Genomic DNA, 21,358 nt, shown 5'->3' with positions numbered 1-21,358 from the left:
CCATGAGCTTTGTCATCTGGGTCGCGGTGCTGGGCGCCGTGTTGTTGACCCTCGCGCTGACCTCGTCGTACCTGCGCTGGATGCCGGTCACCACCTCGGCCGTGTGCCTGTTGCTGGGGATCGGCATCGGCCCCAGCGGTCTGGACCTGCTGAAGCTGTCACTGGAAGACGCCTCGGTGTGGATGGAACACCTCACGGAAGTGGCGGTGCTGTTTTCGCTGTTTGTCTGCGGCCTCAAGCTGCGCCTGCCACTGCGCGACAGGCGTTGGCGGATTGCGTTCGGGCTGGCCGGCCCGGTGATGGTGCTGACCATCGCCGGGGTCAGCGTATTGCTGCATTGGGGCCTGCAACTGTCGTGGGGCCTGTCACTGCTGATCGGGGCAATGCTGGCGCCGACCGATCCGGTGCTGGCGGCGCTGGTACAGGTCAACGATGCGCGGGACGTCGACAGTGTGCGCTTTGGCCTGTCCGGTGAGGCCGGGCTCAATGACGGCATCGCGTTTCCGTTCGTGATGCTCGGTTTGCTGCTGTTGAAGGCCGACACGCAACCCGGCGCACTGACCGATTGGGTGCTGCACGGTTTGCTTTGGGCGGTGCCGGTCGGACTGCTGAGCGGTTACTGGATGGGTCGCGGTATCGGTCGGTTGACCCTGTCGCTGCGCATTCGTAACGACGACAGCACCCTGAGCCCGAATGACTACCTTGCGCTGTCACTGATTGCCCTGGCTTACGTCGGCGCAGAGGCGATTGGCGGTTATGGTTTTCTGTCGGTGTTCGCTGCCGGTCTCGGCTTGCGCCAGGAGGAAGTCAAATCCACCGGCGCCAGCCAACCGCCGGCCGAGCATCTGGTGCAACCGGTGGTGGGCCATCAGAACATCGAACCGCAGGACGCGGTGCACGGCGATACCGAACGACTGGAAAGCAGTCAGGTCGCCGCCGGCATCATGATGGGCGACATGCTCTCGTTCGGCAGCCTGGTGGAACGGGCCATGGAAGTGTTTCTGGTAACGCTGCTCGGCGTGGTACTGGTGCCGCATTGGGACTGGCGGGCGTTGGTCATCGGCGCGGTGCTGTTTTTCGTGGTGCGTCCACTCTGCGTCGCGCTGATGCCATGGGGTAACTTGCTCGATGGTGGTCAGCGCCTGTTGATCGGCTGGTTCGGCATTCGCGGAATCGGCAGTCTGTTTTATCTGTTTTATGCCTTGAACCATGGTCTGAGTCCTTCAGTCGCGACGTTGTGCACCCACATCACCTTGTCGGTGGTGGCGCTGAGCATTTTGCTGCATGGCATCAGCACTCAGCCGCTGCTGGCGCGCTACGAGCAACGGCAAAAACGAAAAAGCTGATTTTTCCGGTGGGATTATCTTGGGAAATCCATCGAAGTTTTTTCTGAAAATAAATGGATCCCTCTTCAGATTCCGACAGTCACAACCTTAACCCCTCGCTGGATGCACTCGGCGGGGTCCGGCAGGTTCGGTTCCCCTGCGGCTTGCAGCCCATGAAGAGGAATCTTTGGATAACAAGGTCACGGTCATGAAAGAATGCTCGAATCCGGCACAAATCAAGGCTTGCAGGGCTTTGGCCCTGGAACGCAATCGTCAACTGTTCGAAGATGCCCACGCCCTCAACCGAGCGGCTTACGAGCTGCTGGAAGCGGACAATCTGGACCTCGAACAGTTTGAGCACTATCGAGCACTGCGCCGCAAGGCCGATATGAAGTTCGAAGAAGCCATCGATCACTTGTGCGTGCTCAACGAGGACTTTCCGCCAATTCCGATGTCCCCGCATCACTCGCAGGCATTGCGTCGGCAGCTTGAAACCGTCGAATAAAGCGCACAAGAAAAAGCCCGGCAGCGATGTCCGGGCTTTTTCTTTGGGCGGCGTTCAGCCCCCGGGGTTGGTCACCTGAATGAACACCGCATAAGCGCCCAGCAGGATCCAGAACGTGGCGAAAATCCACGGCGTGCGCACCGAAAACAACAGCGATTTACGATAGCCCTTATGGCTTGACTCCATCTCGCTGAACAGTGGCGACTCGTCGTAAGCCATGCCCATGATCGGTTCGCTGCGCAACAACTCACTCTGCTTGTAATGCCAATGGTCAATGATGTCGTACGCGGCACGAATCCCCGGCCACGCATTGAGCGAGCTGAGCAGCCCGAGCAGCGCCAGGAATGGCGGTACCACCAGCGTGAACAGTTTGCCCCACTCGGGGTTGAGGTTGGACATGCACGAAGCAAACGCAATCACCAGAAACGACTGCGCGGCCAGATAGGCATCGGTGCGGTTGGCCAGAATGCTGGTTTCGTACTGAATTTCCTTGCGATAGAAATCCAGCCGTTCCTTGGGTGAGCCGAACATCTTGGCATCGTGTTCGGTCAGGTGTTCTTCAGCGCTGGGCTGAGTCAGTATGCGAGGCAAGGGACGCACGCTCCGGGGCGGGGAAACCTGTTAGAAGGCCCCTGCCCCGGACAAGTTCAGGCGGATTCACTTCATCGACCGGGCGATGATTTCCATCAGGTTCAACTGGGTGAACGGCTTGGGCAGACGCGGCAATTGCGCGGCAAAACCCTCCAGACGTTCGGCGTAACCGGTCGCCAGGACGATCGGCAGATCCGGTTTGAGCAGACGCACTGCGTGCGCCAATTGCGCGCCGCTCATCTGCGGCATGGCCATGTCGGTGATCATCAGATCGATGACTTCGCCCTGCTCGAACAACGCCAGCGCCCTGGCACCGGAGGTCGCGCTGACCACACGATGGCCGAGGTCTTCGAGCAACAGCGTGGTGCTGGTCAACACCAGCGAATCGTCGTCGACGACCAGCACGCTGAGGCGTGGCACCGTGATGGGTGCGCTGCCGGGCTGCACCCGTGGAGCCAGTGCGCCATCCACCGCGACCGGTAACCAGAGTTCGGCTGCCGTGCCTCGTCCCTTCTCGCTCTTGAGGATGAAACGGCCACCGAGCTGCTCAATGAATCCATGCACCATCGACAGCCCCAGCCCGGTACCTTTGCCCAGGCCTTTGGTGGTAAAAAACGGATCCCGGGCCGAGGCCAGCGTGTGCTCGTCCATGCCTTCGCCGGTGTCGCGCAGACTCAGGCACACATAACGTCCCGCCGCCAGGGTCGAATGGCTCGCTTCAAGGACGACTTCCGCCCGGGCGCTGATCACCACGTTGCCGCCATCGGGCATGGCGTCGCGGGCATTGGTCGCCAGATTGAGCACCGCCAGTTCCAGTTGATTGGTATCGGCCATTACCGGTTCCAGTCCGTCGGGCAGTGAGGTTTCGATACTGATCCCCGGCCCCAGCGAACTGCGCAACAGCCCGGTAATGCCTTGCACCAGTTGCACGATGTCGACCGGTTCGGTCTTGAGCTCCTGACGCCGGGCAAAGGCCAGCATGCGTTGGGTCAGTGAGACGCCGCGCAGCGCACCTTGTGTGGCATTTTCCAGCAGGCGATTGATTTTCGGGTCGTCACCCACACGCTTGCGCACAATCTCCAGGTTGCCGAGGATCACGGTCAGCAGGTTGTTGAAGTCGTGGGCAATGCCGCCGCTGAGCTGACCGATGGCCTGCATCTTCTGCGCCTGGAGCAATGCCTCGCGGGTTTTCTCCAGCGCCTGCTGCGATTCATGGACCTCAGTCACGTCACGGGTAATTTTCGCGAAGCCGAGCAATGTCCCGGTCTCGCCACGAATGGCATCCACCACCACATGGGCGAAGAATCGGCTGCCGTCCTTGCGCACTCGCCAGCTTTTGTTTTCGAAACGCCCTTCCCGCGCCGCGATTTCCAGCGCCCGTTGCGGCTCGCCGCGCTCGCGGTCCTCAGCGGTGTAGAAGACCGAGAAATGCTCGCCGATGATTTCTTCCGGCCGATACCCCTTGATCCGCTGGGCGCCCTGATTCCAGTTGGATACCCGACCGTCGGGGCTGAGCATGTAAAGCGCGTAGTCCGTGACGCCCTGCACCAGCAGACGGAACTGCTGCTCGCTTTGCTTGAGGGTTTCTTCGGCCATTTTGCGGTCGGTCAGGTCGCGGGTGATCTTGGCGAAGCCCAGCAGCGTGCCGTCCGGATCGATGATCGGGTCGATCACCACATGGCACCAGAAATGCGTACCGTCCTTGCGAACGCGCCAGCCTTCGCCTTCGAATCGGCCCTCGCGGATTGCGGTGTCCAGCGCCCGTTGCGGCAAGCCCGCCGCGCGGTCCTGCTCGGTGTAGAAACGCGAGAAATGCTCGCCGATGATTTCTTGCTTGTCGTAGCCCTTGAAGCGTTTGGCCCCCGTGTTCCAGCTGGTGATGATGCCGTCCGGATCGATCATGTAAATCGCATAATCGACCACCGCATCGATCAGCAGACGGAAACGCATCTCCTCGATCGCGGCAGTTTTGCTCGGGTTGTCACTCATCAGGTTCACCGCTGGTTTTCATTAGCGCAAGTATGCGGCAATCCGGCGCCATGGGAAGGTGTAAACGCGCTTCAATTCACGGCGTGATCAGCGGATTGATCGAGGGCGCGTCTGTGCCGAGCGACCACCAGCGTGGCAACAGTTGCTGGATCCTGGGTTCGGCGAAGCGGTCATCGATCAGCATCACCACGCCGCGATCCTCACGCGTGCGGATCACCCGCCCGGCAGCCTGCACCACTTTCTGCACGCCCGGATACAGATAGGTGTAGTCGTAACCGGCACCGAAAATCGCCGCCATGCGCCGTTTCAACTGTTCGTTGACCGGGTTGAGCTGCGCCAGCCCCAGAGTCGCAATGAACGCGCCGATCAGCCGTGCCCCGGGCAGGTCGATGCCCTCGCCGAACGCACCGCCCAACACGGCGAAGCCGACGCCCTGGCTGTCGGCGGTGAACTGATCGAGAAAGGCCTGCCGCTGCCCTTCGGCCATGCCCCGGGACTGCTGCCACAGATTGATCTGCGGATGGCGTTCGGCGAGCAGCGTCAGTACCTGTTGCAGGTAATCGAAGCTGCTGAAGAACGCCAGGTAATTGCCCGGGCGCTCGCTGAACTGGCGGGCGATCAGCTCGACGATCGGTTCCAGCGACGCCTGCCGATGATTGAAGCGCGTGGAAATGCGGCTGACGATCTGCACCTGCAGCTGTTCGGCGCTGAACGGCGATTCGACATCGATCCAGACCGTGTCGGCGGGCGTGCCGAGCAGATCGGCGTAATAGCGCCGCGGGCTAAGTGTCGCCGAGAACAGCACGCTGCTGCGCGCCGCTTTCAGGCGCGGGCCGAGGAACGCCGCCGGCACCACATTGCGCAGGCACAGTTGCGAAAGCGGTCGTTTACGCTCGAGGTCGCGCTTGCTGATGTCGAACAGGTAATGCTCGTCGAACAGCTCCGCGACCCGGCCAAACTGCAGCATGTCGAAATAGAAGGTTTGCAGCGCGCTGTCGAGCCCCTGCGGATGATCATTGAGGTAATCGCCAATGGCCGCGCTGCACAGGGACACGGCTTGCAGCAGTTTCTCCGGGGCTTTGTCGTAGGCTTGATACGGCGCCAGTTGCGGCTGATGCAGCGCGTTCCACTCGCGGTTGACCCGTTGCAGGGATTTCTTCAAGGCTTCGGGGGCGGACTTGCGTACGCTGGCCAGCGCGGCCTGATCGAGACTGGCGCTGTACATCGAGCGCCCGCGTTCGACCAGGTTGTGCGCTTCATCGGCCAGCACCGCGACTTTCCACTGGTTGAGCTGAGCCAGACCGAACAGCAGCGCACTGAAATCGAAGTAATAGTTGTAGTCCGCTACCACCACGTCGGCCCAGCGCGCCATCTCCTGGCTCAGGTAATACGGGCAAACCGTGTGCTGACGGGCCACTTCGCGCATCGCCACCTGATCGAGCAGATTGATCCGGCTGGCCGCTTGTCGGGCGGCGGGCAGGCGATCATAGAAGCCCTGGGCCAACGGGCAGGATTCGCCGTGACAGGCTTTGTCCGGGTGTTCGCAAGCCTTGTCCCGGGCGACCATCTCCAGCACCCGCAGCGGCAAGGTTTGCGCTTGATCGAATAACACCTGACTGGCATCCAGCGCCAGTTTGCGCCCCGGGGTCTTGGCGGTCAGAAAAAACACCTTGTCCAGTTGCTGCGGCGCCAGCGCCTTGAGCAGAGGGAACAACGTGCCGAGGGTCTTGCCGATCCCGGTGGGTGCCTGGGCCATCAGACAACGGCCGGTGCTGACCGCCTTGAACACCGATTCGGCCAGATGCCGTTGGCCGGGGCGAAAGTCAGCATGGGGAAAGGCCAATTGCTGTGCGGCAAGGTTGCGCGCCTCGCGATGGGCCATTTCCTGCTCGGCCCAGTTCAGGAACAACCGGCATTGTTGTTCGAAAAACGCCTGCAAGACCGGCGCACTGAAGGACTCGACCAGACAGGTTTCCTTTTCGCTGACGATGTCGAAATACACCAGCGCCAGATTGATCTGTTCAAGTTCAAGCTTGTGGCAAATCAGCCAGCCGTAGATTTTCGCCTGCGCCCAATGCAACTGGCGATGGTTGGCCGGTTGCTTGCTGAGGTCGCCGCGATAGGTTTTGACTTCTTCCAGGCAGTTCTGCGCCGGGTCGTAGCCGTCCGCCCTGCCCCTGACTTTCAATTGCAGAAACTCGCCTTCCAGCGCCACCTCGCTTTGGTATTTATCGCTGCGCCGTGAAGCCACGGTACGGTGCCCGAGCATGCCTTCGAGCGCTGTCGGCGAAGGGGTAAAACGCAGGTCGAGGTCGCCGGTCTTGGCGGTGAACTCGCACAGGGCTCGGACGGCAATGCTGTAGCTCAAGCGCTCTGCTCCGCCCATTGCACGTAGCACACGGCGACCGGCATCTGGTGTTGGTGGCAGAACTCCAGCCAGCGCAGCTGGTTGTCCTGCAGGCGATCACCCGGGCCTTTGACTTCGATCATCCGGTAGGTCTTGTGCTGCGGCCAGAACTGGATCAGGTCGGGCATACCGGCGCGGTTGGCCTTGATGTCGAGCAGCAGGCGATTGAACCAGTGCTTGAGGTGCTGGGCAGGCAAGCACGCCAGCGCCTGCTCCAGCAGTTGCTCATTCAACGCGCCCCAGAACACGAACGGCGACTGCACGCCCCATTTGGCGACGAACCGCTCACGAATGGTTGCGGCGTAACGGCCATCGTCGAGCTGGTCGAGGCAGGCCTGGAACAGTTCGGCGCGGCGTGGCTGAAAGTCTTCGTTGAGCAGGTCCACCGGCCCGCGCTGAAACGGATGAAAAAACGCCCCCGGCAGCGGCGCGAATATCGCCGGCCAGCACAGCAGGCCGAACAGCGAGTTGATCAGGCTGTTCTCGACGTAATGCACCGGGCCGCTGTCTTCGTGCAGATGCGCTTGCACATGGAACTCCACTGACAATCCCGGATCAGTGCGCGGCAGTTGCAGATCGAGGCGCTCGACCGGGCGTGGCGCTGCCCGCTTGAGTGGCGGCCCGCCGAGTTTGCGCCGCAGCCGTGGCAACATCCGTTGCAGGCTCTGTTGTTCGGCGGCGCTTTCCGGCGCCTGTTCGGCAAGCGTCGCGAGCTCCAGCGCCCGTGCGTATTCGCCGCAGCGCTCCAGCACCCGGATCATTCGCTGACGGGCGCCGGGGTAGGCGCAATCGCGGTAAATGCTCAGCGCCAGGGCGAACTCAGTGATGCGTTCGCAATACTGGCCGATCTGGAACAACACCTTGCCGCGCCGCCGTTGCAGCCACGGGTTGTCGAATTGCAGTGCGCTGACCTGCTCGACAATGGCTTCCAACGGCTCACCCGCTTCAAAGCGTTGCTGGCACTGATGCAAGAACAGGCAGGCGTCGACGTCTTCGCGGCTGCGCAGGCCACGGGAGTCGGCGCACAATTCGACTTTTTCGTAGGTAAAGATGCCGAGGTCGGCGAGGACGAATTCCGACCAGTCCTGGTACAGGTTGCCGAAGAACATCAGACGCAGACGGTCGCACAGGTCCATGATGGTCAGGCTGAGCAAGCGGTCGCCGAGCGTCGGTGCCCAATCGGAGAGGCTGCGCGACTCGCTGAATTGCTCGGCGAGCGCCGGCAGCCAGTCGTCCTTGCGCCCCTTGGGCTGTTCGATGAACTGGCCGAACGCCTGCAGCAGTTCAGCCTTGAGCAACACGTCGAACACCTCGGCCACGCTCAACAGAGCCTGATCGTCGAGCCAGCCGTGACTCAACAATGGCTGCGCAGCGTCGCTGATGTCGCCGATTTCCGGGTAGTTGAGTTTGCCGAGGCGAAAATGCACGCCCTTGCGCATGACCATGCGCACCAGCAGCCCCTGCGAAGCGCGCGGCAAGATCTTGAAGTCGCGGATGAAGCCATGCTCGGATTCGCTCAACACATCGGCATAGCGAAGCTCAAGCCAATCAAGTACTTGCCGGAAGTTGTTGAGGTAATAGAACGGATCGTCGAGTGGGTTGGCAGTCACGGGAATTCAGGGCCATGGCGAGCGAGTACTGGTTATGCGTACAGATACCAGCTCTGCCCGGTCGCGTGCAAACGGAAAAAGATCAATGGCAGCGGCAATCGGGATTTTTTCAGGGTGACATCGAACTTTTCTCGGTTCGATGGCACCAACCGCGTTAGAGACCGGATACGGTCAATTCATATGGAATGAGGTATTTGAGGTGGGTATGAATATCAAGACTCTGGGTCTTCCCCTGGCGGTAGCAGCCTTACTGGCATTGGGCGGTTGCTCGACACCGACCGTGGTGACCTTGCAGAACGGTACCCAGTATTTGACCAAGGACATGCCGAAAACCAAGAACAAGGACGGGTTCTATGAGTTCGAGGACATTTCCGGGACCAAGGTGAAAGTCCGCTCCGATGAGGTAGCGACCGTACGCAAGGAAGACTGACACCCCGTTTTACCTGTAGGAGCTGCCGCAGGCTGCGATCTTTTGATTTTGATTTTAAAAACAAGATCAAAAGATCGCAGCCTGCGGCAGCTCCTACAGGGAGAGCGTGATCTGTGTGGGTTATTCGAAAGCAGGCAAGCCCACAAGGCTGTGATCACAGCTGAAATACTGTTCACCCCGGCGCGCCAGCTCGGCTTGCAGACGTCGGCAGCGCTCCAGATCCTGCTGGGTCATGCGGTCAATGCTCAGATTGCCAGTGGCCTGCTGTTGTTTGCCGTCACCCAGGCGAATGGTCACGAACGGCTGTTCGGGCTGGATCTGAAACAGGCTTTTCTCTTCGACCGGTTCGATTGCTTCCGTCTTCGCCGGTTTCGGCAGTTGATCGCTGCTGATGCCGTAGCGGCTCAGAATCGAGGTTGGCGGCAGATCGGCCCAGGCATTGGCCGATAACAGCGCCAGTCCGACAAGTCCGACATACCCCTTGACCCTTCTCACGTGTGCATCTCCTGTACTCAATGGCGGCTGGCTATAGAACGTGTGGGCACGTGCTGGCTTTAGGCCGCTTTTGCTGTTTGCACAGCTTTTGAGTCAGGGTGTGGCTATCGAGTCACTTTTGATACCGAGTAATCCTTCAATCGCGGGCAAGCCCGCTCCCACAGGTTATAGGCCGTTCACAAAGCTTGTGTACGCCGCAAAACCCTGTGGGAGCGGGCTTGCCCGCGATGGCGTCCTTACAGACGCCGCTTCAACCTCAGGCGATCACAATTCCATCGGCGCTGAGGCTATTCAGCGCCACCCCAACCAGCGTCACCGAGTCACCGCCAAACTTCAGTACCGTGTCCTGCCCCACCGTCGAGGCATGTGCGCGGAAGTCATCATTGGGCAACACACCCTGTACGCCAAGGAACACCAGTTTGTCGTTGGCCGTAAAACCCACCACCCGATCCTGACCGAACGCGCCGTTGAACAGGAACGTATCCGCCCCGCCCCCGGACTCCATCAGGTCATTGCCGGCGCCACCGACAAACACGTCGTTACCCGTGCCACCAATCAAGTGGTCGTTACCGTCCAGGCCGAACAGCCAGTCACCGCCGGCATGCGCCTTGAGCGTATCGGCGCCACTGGTGCCTTTGACGCTGGACTCGTACTGGGTGACGTTGTTGCCGACCTTCAAACCGCTGGCCGTGACGCTGTGGGTCACGTCGTCCTTGAACAGGCCCCAGAGGAAGCCTGGCTCCTTGGTGACGATGCTGCCGATGTCACGGGTGATGCTGATCCCACCATTGGCGTCGCGGATGTACAGGTTGCCGGCGCCGTCGTTGGCAAAGTCGAACTTGCTCACCGACTGCTGCAAATCGAGGGTGTTGTTGCCGGCGCCACCGAGAATCACGTTGTAGCCGCCACCGTCACGGAACGTGTCGTTGCCGGCGCGACCTTCCAGATAGTCATTGCCGCTGCCGCCCTGGATCAAATCGTTGCTGTCGCTGCCGACGATGAAGGTGCTGCCCTTGTGGGTTTCGGCGTTGCGGTTGAGGTCCTGCACCCAGGTGTTGGCCCGCGCCGGGTCCGACAGGTTGGCGACGATGATCGTCGAGTCCTTGCTGGTCAGGTCATAGAACTTCGACTCGATGATCCGGTTCATGCCGTCGCCGTAAGCGGTCGGCAGGTGCGAGATCCAGGTCGGAATATTAAGAATCGAGAACGGCAGCAGATTCCACGCGGTCGAGGCGTAGTGATCGTTGAAGCTGACGATGTTGTCGGTGGCCGATTCCTTGGGCGCGTCGTGCACGCCGACCGAGGCGCCGGTGAAGGTCGAGCCGTCGAGAGCGCGGAACACCGGATCGTTTTCGTAACCGACGTTGAGCACCTTGTCGGTGCTGCTTTGGGTCGGCGAGGCGTAGGCGATGTAGTTGGAATCGGCGAAGAATCCGCCCCACTTGCCGCCACTCAGGTCAGCCATGCTGTTGACCGCCAGCCCGCCGAGGCTGTGGCCGCTGACCAGCACGTCCTTGCCGCTGAGGCCATTGGCCTTGGCGAACGCCACCACGTCATTCAGTAGATTGCCGAACGCTTCGCCGACGTAATTCTTGGCGTAGTCCTTCGGGCCGAAAGCTGCCAGCAGGTCGTTGATCACGTCGCCGATGGAGTCGAGGATCAGGTTTTCCCGCGGGCCGCTGGTGCCGCGAAAAGCGATGCCGATTTCCGTGAGATGCCCCTGAGCGTCGTACTTGCCGAGAATTTCCACCTGAGCGGTGGTGTAACCGGCCTTCTCGCCGAAGAAGGTGCCGCGCGCGTCGGTCTTGCCGTCGTAGCCCAGTTGCGAGGCGGTGATCGGTGTCCAGCCAGCCTTTTTCACCGCGTCGAGGGCGAGTTTTTCCGAGTCGGGGTTCCACGGAATGCCGGGGATCACCCCTTGCGAATCGGTGCCACCGAGCAGCGCGGTCACCAACGTGGCGGGCAGGCCGAGGCCGAAACCGTTGTGCTGATAACCGGCGGCAAAGCCGTTATCGAGGTTGTGATAGGAATACAGCGTGATCGCCATGGCATCGCTGAACAATGCCTTGGAATCGGCTGTACCGAAGTTCTTGTAGTCATACACACCCATTGCTATTGCCTCTCTTTTGTTGGAATTGTCAGAGATAGCTCACAGCCAGGGCGCCCCTCACGGGCACGCCCCGGAGCATTTCAGTACTACTTGCATAAAGGCTTTGATCTTTTGATCTTGAAAATCAAAAACAAAAGATCGCAGCCTGCGGCAGCTCCTACATCCATAAATCCGTGTAGGAGCTGTCGAGTGAAACGAGGCTGCGATCTTTTGATCTTGAAAATCAAAATCAAAGATCGCAGCCTGCGGCAGCTCCTACAGAGGCTGGTTAATCAGGCGAAGACGAACGCCGAGTCCGACAGGTTAGCCACTCCCACCCCGATCAGGGTCACGGCATACTCGCCAATCTTCAGCACCGTATCAGCGCCGGACTGGGCAACATGCTGCTTGTAGTCATAGCCCTGCCCCGCGCCTTCGACGCCCATGAACACCAGTTTGTCGCTGCCCTGGTAGCCATTGATCGCGTCGAAACCGAACGCGCCGCTGAACAGGAAGGTGTTGTTGCCGCCCACCGCCGTCATTACGTCATTGCCGGCGCCGCCCACGAAGGTCACGTGGCCCTTGTCGCTGATCAGCTTGTCATCGCCCCCCAGACCGAACAGCCAGTCACCGTCGGCGCTGGCGTGCAGCGCATTGCCGTACGCATCGCCATTGAGCGAATGGGTGTACTGGGTCAGCTCGTTGCCATTGGTCAAACCCTTGGCCGTGACGCCCCAGGTAATGTCCTTGCTGCCCCACCATGAACCCGACTCCTTGCTCACCAGCGCGCCGATGTCGCGGGTCATGCTGATGCCGCCGTAGGCGTCGCGCACATACAGCGTGCCGTCACCGTCGTTGGCGAAGCTGAAATTCTGCAGCGGTTTCTGCAGCTCGAACGTGTTGTGGCCCTGACCACCGAGCAGAATGTTAAAGCCACCGTCATCGCGGAACCGGTCATCACCGCCCAGGCCTTCGAGGAAGTCGTTACCCGCCCCGCCCTTGAGCCAGTCGCCGCTCTGGGTGCCGATGATGAAAGTGCTGCCGGTGTGCGGCTCGCCGCTGCGCCCCAAGTCCTCGACCCAAGTCTTGCCCCGGGAAGATTCCTCCAGGTTGGAGACGATGAGGGTCGAGTCCTTGTGCGTCAGGTTGTAGAACTTCGAGTCGATTACCCGGTTCAAGCCATCGGCATACCCCAACGAGCCGTGGGCCGACCAGCTCAGCGGATTGACGATGCTGAACGGCACCAGGTTCTGCGCGGTGGACGCGTAGTAGTCATTGAAGTTGACGATGTTGTCGGTGGTCGACTCATGCGGCCCGTCGTGCTTGCCCAGCGACCCGCTGCTGAACGTGGTGCCGTCCAGTGCGCGGAACACCGGATCGTTTTCGTAACCGATGTTCAACACGTGATTGCCGGTGCTGCTCTGGGTCGGTGAAGCGAACGCGATGTAGTTGGCGTCCTTGAAGAATCCGCCCCAGTTGCTGGCGCTCAACTCGGCTACGCTGTTGACCCCGAGGCCACCGAGGCTGTGACCGCTGAACAGCACGTCCTTGGCGGCAATGCCGTTGGCAAGCGCGAACGCGGCGACGGCCTTGAGCAGATTGTCGAAGGCATTTTTCGCGTAGTTGCTCGCGTAATCCGATGGGCCGATGGCGGCCAGCAGATTGTTCTTCATGTCGCCGAAAGTGTCGCTGTAACCCAGCCCGCCGGTGCCGCGAAAGGCCACGCCAATGCCGATCAGCTTGCCGCCGGCGTCGTACTTGCCGAGCACTTCGGCCTCGGCGCTGGTGAAGCCGTCCTTCTCGCCGAAGAACGTGCCTTGCGCGCCGACCTTGCCCTGATAGCCCAGCGCCGTGGCGTTGAGCGGTTTCCAGGCGGTCGCCGGCAAAGGCTGGCCGGTGGGCGTGTAGGCATACAGCGTCAGGGCGATGGCATCGCTGTACAACGCTTTGCCATCGGCATTTTTGTAATCGAACAATCCCATGTTGTGCTCTCTCTTCCTTCATGACCGGCAGCCCCTGGAGGGCTGCCGGTACTCCTTTAGAACTGCCAGTCGAGGGTCAGACCCACACCGTGGTCCTTCTCGTTGTTACCGATCAGTCCGTTGTAGTCCAGGTTGACCCGGACATCGCGATTGAGCGCCAGTCCGGCACGGACGCCGACCACGGCCGCATCACGATCCATCGACACACTCTGCACAGTGAACGCGCTGTTGCCATTGGCGAAGGCCAGGTGGCTGTCAGCATCGACACTGCTCAGGTTGTGCTGCCAGCCGAGGGTCGCGCCCAGTTCCAGCTGATGCTTGTCCGAAAGCGCGAAGCTGCGCTTGGCACGCACACCAAGGGTCGACAGCACCACGTCGCGATTGTCTTCGCCGCCCTTGAGCGCCGCGGTATCACCCTTCTCGGTGAAGCTGTCGGTGTTCAGATGCACGTAAGACAGATTGGCGAACGGCTCCAGATTCATCGGTTGCAGACGCAGATCGTAAGCCGCTTCGGTGAACACTTGAGTGGTCGCGGCATCGTGCTTGGTTTTCTCTTTGCCATTGACGCCGGCGAACTGCAGATCACGCTTCACGTCCACGCGGTGCCAGCTATACGCCGCACCGGCAGTCAGACGCAGCGCATCGATCTGATGCCCCAGGTACGCACCCAGGTGGTAGCTGTCGACCGAGGCCGACGAATGCGTGCCACTGCCCATGTTCAACGAGCTGTCGCTATAACCGGTAACGAAACCCAGACGAGTATCTTCAGCAATCAAGCCGTCGACACCGGCCAGCAAGCCGCCGATGGAGCTGTTGGCGTCGGCGTTTTCGTGGCCGCCATCGCTTTTGCCCCACGAACCCAGCACCTTGACCCACGCGTTGCTGCGCTCGTCAGTCGGTGCGTTGGCATTGAACAGATCGCGCTCACGCAGACGCTCGCCCACCGCTTCACGCAGGTAGCGACTGTCGTTGATCAGCATCGTGCCAATGGCGGGATGAATCTCGCCGGAGAGTTGCTGGAACGCCTGTTGCGCCGACGCCGCGTTTGGCGACAGCAGCAAGGTTTCGAACAACGCATTGCCCGCGCCCAGCCCCTCGGCAGCCGCACCGACCGCACGCTGGTTCGGCGTCAGGCCGACACTGGCGAACGACGCGCCGTTGCGCCCGACGTCGAGTTGCACGCCGTTCGCCGAATACGCCAGGGTACCGCCAAGGAACGCGTAGTTCGGCAGCACTTGCCCGAACTGGCCTTGGATGCCACCGGCCGCTTGCAGGATGTTGAACTGCGAACCGAGCAGGCTCTTCACTTCAGTCGTGGTCAGCAAGGTCGGGCTGTTCTCCAGCGACAGACTGACCGTGGCGCCATCGATCAGCGCTTGGCCACCGGCAACGATCTTGTCGCTGCTGGTCGGCGAGACTTCCACCGCGTAGGTCGAACCGCGCTCGAAGGTCACGTCACCGGCGACATTCAGCGTGCCGATCGAGTTGCCCGGCGCCACGGTACCGCCGCTTTTCGCGGTCAGTGCGCCGATGCGGCCATTACCGCCAAGGATGCCGCTGTCGTTGACCGTGACCGCCGACGCCAGCGAGCCATTGATCGCCAGGCGCCCCTGATTGACCAGGGTCGGGCCGCTGTAAGTGTTGTTGCCGGTCAGCACCAGCGTGCCGATGCCCTGCTTGGTCAGGCCGCCGTGACCGGAAATGTCATTGCGCCAGGTGTCGAGGCCGCAAGTGATGTCGGTGCAGACACGCTCGGTCGGTTTGCCCTTGTCGATGATCGCGCCAATGCCCGGCAGGTCCGCAACAAACTGCCCGGAACCGTAGGCACCCTGAATGCGGAATTCCTCCGGGATGTCCTGTTCGGTGACGAACATCGCCGGGCCATCAATGCCCTTGCGCAGGTTGATCATGCCCCAGCCGTACAAGGCATCGATGCCCGGTGCGCCGAGGTCGGTGGCGGTGGTACGCAGCACCGTGGCGACCTGGTCACCCGTCATGTACGGGAAGCGCTCCATCAACACCGCCATCGAGCCGGCCACGTGCGGCGCCGCCATCGAGGTGCCGTTGTAGTTTTTGTAGCCGGTGGTCAGGTTGTCGGCATTGGTGCCTTCGATGATCGAGCTGAAGATCTTGGTGCCCGGTGCCGAAACGCAGAAGCTCGCGGTGTAACCGCAACGCGAAGAGAACGTACTCATGATGTACGGGTTGGCGCTGGCCAGATCCGGGTTCTTCTGCAACGCGGCGACGGTGATCCAGTTCGGCGCGATGTCCGGCACGAAGTAACCGAGGCCGGCGATGGCGTCCGGGTTGTTCAGGTTGTAATCGTTACCGGCGGCGAAGATCGTCACGATGCCGCTGCGGGCGGCGGCGATGGCGCCGTCGTAGGCGCCGCCGGGCTTGGTGCCGAGCAGCGTGCGGATTTCGTTGAACTGCAATTGCGCGTCGTTGACGGTGAAGTGCGGATACGCCGGGTCGCGGCCGCCGAGGTCGAAACGGTCAGTGATGCCGATGCCCCAGCTGTTGTTGATGATCCGCGCGCCACTGGCGATCAGCGCATCCCAGCCGGCCTTGTACACCGCGCCGTCGTTGCCACGGACAATGCCGTCTTCCGGGCCCGGGTCGCCGTTGTCGGCGCTGATGATCTGCGCACCGAACGCCACGCCGTGCATCGGCCCGCCGTCACGGCTGCCGGCGGCAATACCACCGACGTGAGTACCGTGGGCGCCGAGCTTGCCGTCGGAACCGACCGAGGGCGAACCGTCATAGCGGAACGCGTCCCCGGCTTTGACCGGAATGTAAGGGTCGGTGTATTCGCGGATCCCGCTGGTGACCAGGGTCACGACTTTATTGGGGCCGGAGAACTCCGGGTGCGCGGCATACACCGGCTGGTCAAAGATTCCCAGTTTGACGCCTTTACCGGTGTAGCCGGCAGCGTAAGCGGAATCCGCCCCGATGGCGCCCAGGCCCCATTCCGCCTGGAACTCGGCGCTGCGCCAACTGGCGGGATCACCGCTGCGGCCGTTTTCCACATAAGGCGCCGCGTGCGCGGTGCCCCAGGTGGTCAACGCACAGAGTACGGCGCAGTTGAGGGTTTTCATGGCGAAGCGACCGCCCGTTTGCGCGGGGGTATTGTTGTTATTCATCCAGCGACCTTCCTTAGTGTTGTTGCGAAAAATCCGTGTACCAGGCCCACACCCGGGCCTGGGAAATAACGCTTGTGGCGAGGGGATTTATCCCCGATCGACTGCGCAGCAGTCGCACACCCGGACGACTATCGGGGCCGCTTCGCGTCCCATCGGGGATGAATCCCCTCACCACAGGTGTGTGCTCACATCCCCCCTGTAGGAGCTGCCGCAGGCTGCGATCTTTTGATCTTGTTGTTAAAAAATCAAAGTCAAAAGATCGCAGCCTTCGGCAGCTCCTACAGGGGACGTATTCATCCTCCGTCAGAACTGCCAGTTCAGGCTCAACCCCACGCCGTGGCTTTTCTCGCGGTTGGCCAGTTGTCCGTTGTAATCGAGGTTGACCCGTACGTCCTTGCTCAACGCCAGGCTGGCTTGCACACCGACCAGCGCCGCATCACGCACCAGTGCCGAACTCTCGACCGAATACGGTGTGCTGCCGCTGGCGAAGCGCAGATGCTGTTCGGCGTCGATGTCGCTCAGGCTGTGCTGCCAGCCGAGACGACCACTGACATCCAGCGACTGTTGAGTCGACAGATTGAAGCGCTTGACCGCCCGCACACCGAGGGTGCTGAGCACTGCGTCGCGCTGATCGCCCGAGCTTTTCAGTGCCGCGGCGTCGCCCTTTTCGGTAAAGCCTTCAGTGTTCAGATGCACGTAAGCGAGGTTGGCGAACGGCTCCAACGCGACCGGTTGCACGTTCAGGCGATAAGCCGCTTCACCGAAGACCTGCGTGGTGGCCGCATCGACCTTGGCTTTCTGTTTGGCGCTGACGTCGCCGTATTGCAGATCGCGTTTCACATCGGCGCGATGCCAGCTGTAGGCCGCGCCGGTGCTCAGGCGCCAGGCGCCGATGTCATGACCGGCGTAAGCGCCGAGGTGATAGCTGTCGACCTTGGCCGACGAATGCGTGTCCGAGCCCATGTTCAGCGAGCTGTCGCTGTAACCGGTGACCAGACCGATGCGCGTCTGCTCATCCAGCGCGCCGTCGACACCGGCCAGCAAACCGCCAATCGAGGTGCTGTAGCGCGAGGTGTCATTACTGGAATCGGTCGAACCCCAGGCGCCAAGGGCCTTGATCCAGCCATTGCCTGGCGTGGCGTTGGCATCGTGCAGACGTTCGCCGACCGCGTCGCGCAACTGGCGGCTGTCATTGATCAGCATCGAGCCCAGTGCCGGGTAGATTTCCCCGCTGAGTTGCTGGAACGCCTGTTGCGCCGAGGCGGCAGACGCTGACAGCAGCAAGCTTTCGTACACCGAGTTGCCGGCGCCCAAACCTTCGACTGCAGTCGCCACCGCACGCTGATTCGGGGTCTGCCCGACGCTGGCGAACGAGGTCGCATTGCGCTGGATGTCGAGCTGAATGGCGTTGGCCGCGTAGTCGAGGTTGCCGCCGATAAACAGATAGTCCGGCAGCACCGCGCCGAACTGACCCTGAATGCCGCCGGCTGCTTGCAGAATGTCGTACGAATGCCCAAGCAGGCTTCGCGCTTGAGTGGTGCTGAGCAGGGTCGGGCTGTTTTCCAGCGACAGGCTGACCGTGGCACCGCTGACGCTCGCGGTGCCGCCAGCGACGATGCGGTCGCTGCTGGTCGGCGACAGCTCTACCGCGTAGGTCGAGCCTGGCGCGAAGGTCACGTCACCCGCCACGTTCAACGTGCCGATGGAGTTGCCCGGTGCCACGCGGCCGCCGCTGTTGGCGTTCAACGAGGCGATCCGACCCGAACCGCCGAGGGTACCGCTGTCGTTGACGGTCACCGCCGAGGCCAGCGAGCCGTTGACGCTGAGCAAGCCGCCATTGACCGTGGTCGGACCACGGAAGGTGTTGTCACCAGTCAGCAACAAGCGCCCTGCCCCGGACTTGATCAGGCTGCCCTGATAGACCCGCGTCGCCGCTGCGGCATCACGCGCCATACCGACCGCGTAGTCGGTCTGATCCTGCTGACTGGCGCCGGCCGCAATACCGTTTTGCCAGCCTTTGTCCTGCAGGGTTTGCTGCCAGGCGCGGTGTTCGGCGAGGTCTTCGCTTTGCCGCTGAATCAGGGCCTTGTCGGAGATGTCGTTGCTCCAGACATCGCTTTGTCCGGCGGCCAGGTTGGCATCGAACGCGCCGAGCAATTGTCCCGGCCCGTGCATCGCCCGATTGAGGTTGGCCACGCCCCAGCCGACCCGCTCGGTCGGCGCATCGGTGACCGAACCGTCGAGTTGCGTGGCGGTGGTCAGCAGCACGTCGAGCGCCTGCTGGTTGTTCATGTACGGATAACGTTCCATCACCAGCGCCAGCGCCCCGGTGGCGTGCGGCGCGGCCATCGAAGTGCCGGACTTGATCGCATAACCGCCGCCCGGAATGGTGCTGTCGATCTTCGCACCCGGCGTGGTGATGCACCAGTATTTGGCGATGCCGCACTGGTTGTACTTCTGCTGATTGCTTTGGTCCAGCCCGGAGACTGCCAGCCAGTGGCCTTCCAGATCCGGCTGAAAGTACGGCAACGCCGAGCGCACGCTGGCGTTCGGGTAGCCGCTGTTGCCGGCACTGAACACGTTGATCACGCCACGGCGCGAGACGTCCGCCGCCGCGTCGAGCCAGGTGCCCTGATTCCAGTGCTGGGCGTAAGCGGCATGCAGATCGGCCAGGGTGCGATAGCTGACATCCGGCGGCTGACTGCCCCAACTGTTGTTGATCGCACGTACGCCGGCAGCGGCCAGAGCGTCGTAGGCCGCTTTGAAATAGCGCGGATCGGGTTTGGGGCCGAAGAGAAAACTGTCGTTGTTGTTGGTGTTGCCGACGTAGATCTGTGCGTTGTAGGCCACGCCGTGCATGCCGGTGCCGTCACGGCTGGCGCCCATGGTGCCGACCACGTGGGTGCCGTGGGAGTCGTTGTTGGGGTTGAGGGTGCCATTGACGCTGAACAGCGAACCGTCGACGTAACTGCCGGAGGCCAGCACCGGGTGGTAGCGGTCGCTGGCGAACTCAGGGTGGGCGGCATCGAAGCCGGAGTCGAGGGCGCCGATCTTCACGCCTTTGCCGGTGATACCGGCGGCGTAAGCCTGATCGGCCTGCATCCGCGCCAGGCCCCAGTCGCGCTGGAATTCGGCGCTGCGCCAACTGGCGGGATCGCCGGGCTTGCCGGATTCAAGGTACTGCGCATGGGCTTTCGCGATGGAAACTGCGAGCAACAGGGTGCCGACCGCTGCCGGCTTGATGCGTACGTCCATGTTCACCACTCACTTTTCTTATTGTTTTGCAGGCACTGACAGCCAGATCAAAAGATCGCAGCCTTCGGCAGCTCCTACAGGGATTACTGTTCAGCCAGTTCTTGCTCAATGTAGGAGCTGCCGCAGGCTGCGATCTTTTGCTCTGCTTCAAGCGCCTACAGGATTTTCAGTGTTACTGGGTTTTCGGGCCTTGTCCGAAGGCCTCATCCACCCGCGCCAGATCCTGTTCGTTCAAGGTCCCCGCGTAGTAATGCAGCTTGGTCCAGGCCATCAAATAGTCATAGCGCGCCTGAGCCAGATCGCGGCGGGTAGTAAACAGTTGCTGTTCGGCGTTCAGCGCATCGAGGTTCGTCCGTTCACCGCCAAGAATGCTTTGCTTGGTCGACACCACCAGCGCTTCAGCCGACGCCAGGGCCTTCTGGTAGGCACGCAACTTGTTGACGCCCGACAGGCAGGCGCTGAACTGGCGGCGCAGTTCGATCAAAGTTTCGCGGGTCTTGCCGTCGAGTTCGTATTCCGCCTGCTCCATGGTGCGGCTGGCCTGACGGGTCGAGGCCGACACCCCGCCACCGGCATACAGTGGAACGTTGACTTCAAAGCCGATGGTGTTGGTGTCATAGCGCTGGTTATAGGTGTTGCCGCTGTCCGATTCAGTCTTGCGGATCGACGCATAGGCACTGACTTTCGGCAGGTGCCCGGCGCGGTTGCGCTCGACTTCGTACTTGGCTACTTCTACCGCTTGCCGTTGCGACGCCAGGTTGGGGTTGTTGCTGATCGCCAGCTCATGCCAAGTGTCGTAGTTGGCCGGCATCAACGCAAAGGTCTGGAAGTTCTGATCCAGTGGTGCCAGCTCGCTGATATCCACCGTCTGCACGCCGACCAGCGCGCCCAGTTCACGCAGCGCGGCGTCCTGCTCGTTGCGCGCCTCGATCTCTTCGGCGGTCGCCAGTTCGTAGCGCGACTCGGCTTCCAGAATGTCGGTGCGCGTGCCCTCGCCCTGTTTGAACATGTGTTCGTTCTGCTGGAACTGCTGCTCGTAAGCCTTCTTCTTGGCCTGGGCGATATCGATCTGATCCTGGGCGAACAAGGCCTTGGTGTAGTTGTCCAGCACCCGTACCAGCAGCTCCTGACTCTTGCCGCGAAACGCCTCGTCGGCGAACAGCGACTGCGCCACGCCTTTGCGATACGCCGCATAAGCTTCGTAGTCGAGCAACGGTTGCTGCAAGGTCAGGGTCGAGCCGTAGCTGTTGTAGTTGCGGTCTTCGGTCAGGTTGCCGCGAGCGGTCAGTTGCGTGGCCTTCGAGGTGTTGTGACCCCGGTTGTAGTTGTAACCCAGTCTTGGCAACAGTCCGGCGCGGCCGATGATGCGGTTTTCCAGGCCCGCGTCGCGCTCCTTGATCGCGCCGAGGAACACCGGATCGTTGCGCAATGCCTGTTCGTAGACCTCGAATGGCCCCATGGCCGCCAGTGCGCTGTTTCCTGCGAGCAGCGCGAACGCCGCCCCCAACATCGAAAGCTTATTCATACAGCCGAACAT

Annotated in this window: 13 protein-coding genes; 3 read left to right on the top strand and 10 right to left on the bottom strand. The window is 61.5% G+C overall.

Going from position 1 to position 21,358, the window contains the following annotated elements:
- Positions 1–2 precede the first annotated feature (2 nt).
- Complete coding sequence (locus AB1J88_RS06495) at positions 3–1,346, top strand: cation:proton antiporter (protein ID WP_430290544.1); 1,344 nt, start codon at positions 3–5, stop codon at positions 1,344–1,346.
- Positions 1,347–1,533: 187 nt separating this feature from the next.
- Positions 1,534–1,830 (top strand): hypothetical protein, encoded by a 297-nt coding sequence (locus AB1J88_RS06490; protein ID WP_041064652.1) that lies wholly within the window; start codon positions 1,534–1,536, stop codon positions 1,828–1,830.
- A 54-nt stretch (positions 1,831–1,884) separates the two neighbouring features.
- On the opposite strand, the gene AB1J88_RS06485 is transcribed toward AB1J88_RS06490, so the two are convergent.
- The 4 genes from AB1J88_RS06485 to AB1J88_RS06470 form a co-directional block, all read right to left on the bottom strand.
- On the bottom strand, positions 1,885–2,421 hold the full coding sequence (locus AB1J88_RS06485; RefSeq protein ID WP_041064140.1) for a hypothetical protein: 537 nt from the start codon (positions 2,419–2,421) through the stop codon (positions 1,885–1,887).
- Between the two features lie 66 nt (positions 2,422–2,487).
- Positions 2,488–4,410, bottom strand: coding sequence for a PAS domain S-box protein (locus AB1J88_RS06480; RefSeq protein WP_430290542.1), 1,923 nt, complete (start codon positions 4,408–4,410; stop codon positions 2,488–2,490).
- 76 nt (positions 4,411–4,486) lie between these two features.
- Complete coding sequence (locus tag AB1J88_RS06475) at positions 4,487–6,778, bottom strand: ATP-dependent DNA helicase (protein WP_430290541.1); 2,292 nt, start codon at positions 6,776–6,778, stop codon at positions 4,487–4,489.
- Positions 6,775–8,427: a VRR-NUC domain-containing protein gene (locus AB1J88_RS06470; protein ID WP_430290540.1), complete on the bottom strand. Its 1,653-nt coding sequence runs from the start codon at positions 8,425–8,427 to the stop codon at positions 6,775–6,777. Before AB1J88_RS06470 ends, AB1J88_RS06475 begins: the two co-directional genes overlap by 4 nt.
- Before the next feature lie 205 nt (positions 8,428–8,632).
- Here AB1J88_RS06470 and AB1J88_RS06465 point away from each other — a divergent pair, with 205 nt between their 5' ends.
- Positions 8,633–8,857: a YgdI/YgdR family lipoprotein gene (locus tag AB1J88_RS06465; protein WP_262947815.1), complete on the top strand. Its 225-nt coding sequence runs from the start codon at positions 8,633–8,635 to the stop codon at positions 8,855–8,857.
- A 120-nt stretch (positions 8,858–8,977) separates the two neighbouring features.
- Here AB1J88_RS06465 and AB1J88_RS06460 read toward each other — a convergent pair whose 3' ends face one another.
- The 6 genes from AB1J88_RS06460 to AB1J88_RS06435 all read right to left on the bottom strand — a co-directional run bounded on the left by AB1J88_RS06460 (position 8,978) and on the right by AB1J88_RS06435 (position 21,358).
- Complete coding sequence (locus AB1J88_RS06460; RefSeq protein ID WP_041064152.1) at positions 8,978–9,352, bottom strand: hypothetical protein; 375 nt, start codon at positions 9,350–9,352, stop codon at positions 8,978–8,980.
- Positions 9,353–9,608: 256 nt separating this feature from the next.
- Positions 9,609–11,462: a polyurethane esterase gene (locus AB1J88_RS06455; protein ID WP_430290539.1), complete on the bottom strand. Its 1,854-nt coding sequence runs from the start codon at positions 11,460–11,462 to the stop codon at positions 9,609–9,611.
- Between the two features lie 272 nt (positions 11,463–11,734).
- On the bottom strand, positions 11,735–13,423 hold the full coding sequence (locus AB1J88_RS06450) for a polyurethane esterase (RefSeq protein ID WP_430290538.1): 1,689 nt from the start codon (positions 13,421–13,423) through the stop codon (positions 11,735–11,737).
- Positions 13,424–13,479: 56 nt separating this feature from the next.
- Positions 13,480–16,566 (bottom strand): autotransporter domain-containing protein, encoded by a 3,087-nt coding sequence (locus AB1J88_RS06445; protein ID WP_430290537.1) that lies wholly within the window; start codon positions 16,564–16,566, stop codon positions 13,480–13,482.
- Positions 16,567–16,869: 303 nt separating this feature from the next.
- On the bottom strand, positions 16,870–19,821 hold the full coding sequence (locus tag AB1J88_RS06440; RefSeq protein WP_430290536.1) for an autotransporter domain-containing protein: 2,952 nt from the start codon (positions 19,819–19,821) through the stop codon (positions 16,870–16,872).
- A gap of 172 nt (positions 19,822–19,993) precedes the next feature.
- Entirely contained in the window at positions 19,994–21,358 is a 1,365-nt protein-coding gene (locus tag AB1J88_RS06435; RefSeq protein WP_047597221.1) for a TolC family outer membrane protein, read from the bottom strand.

Origin of the sequence: Pseudomonas sp. S8 (genome assembly GCF_050473925.1) — a bacterium.
In the GTDB taxonomy this organism is placed as follows: Bacteria; Pseudomonadota; Gammaproteobacteria; order Pseudomonadales; family Pseudomonadaceae; genus Aquipseudomonas; species Aquipseudomonas parakoreensis.
The sequence above is the reverse complement of the archived record's forward strand: the minus strand, read 5'-3'. Positions and strand labels throughout refer to the sequence as shown.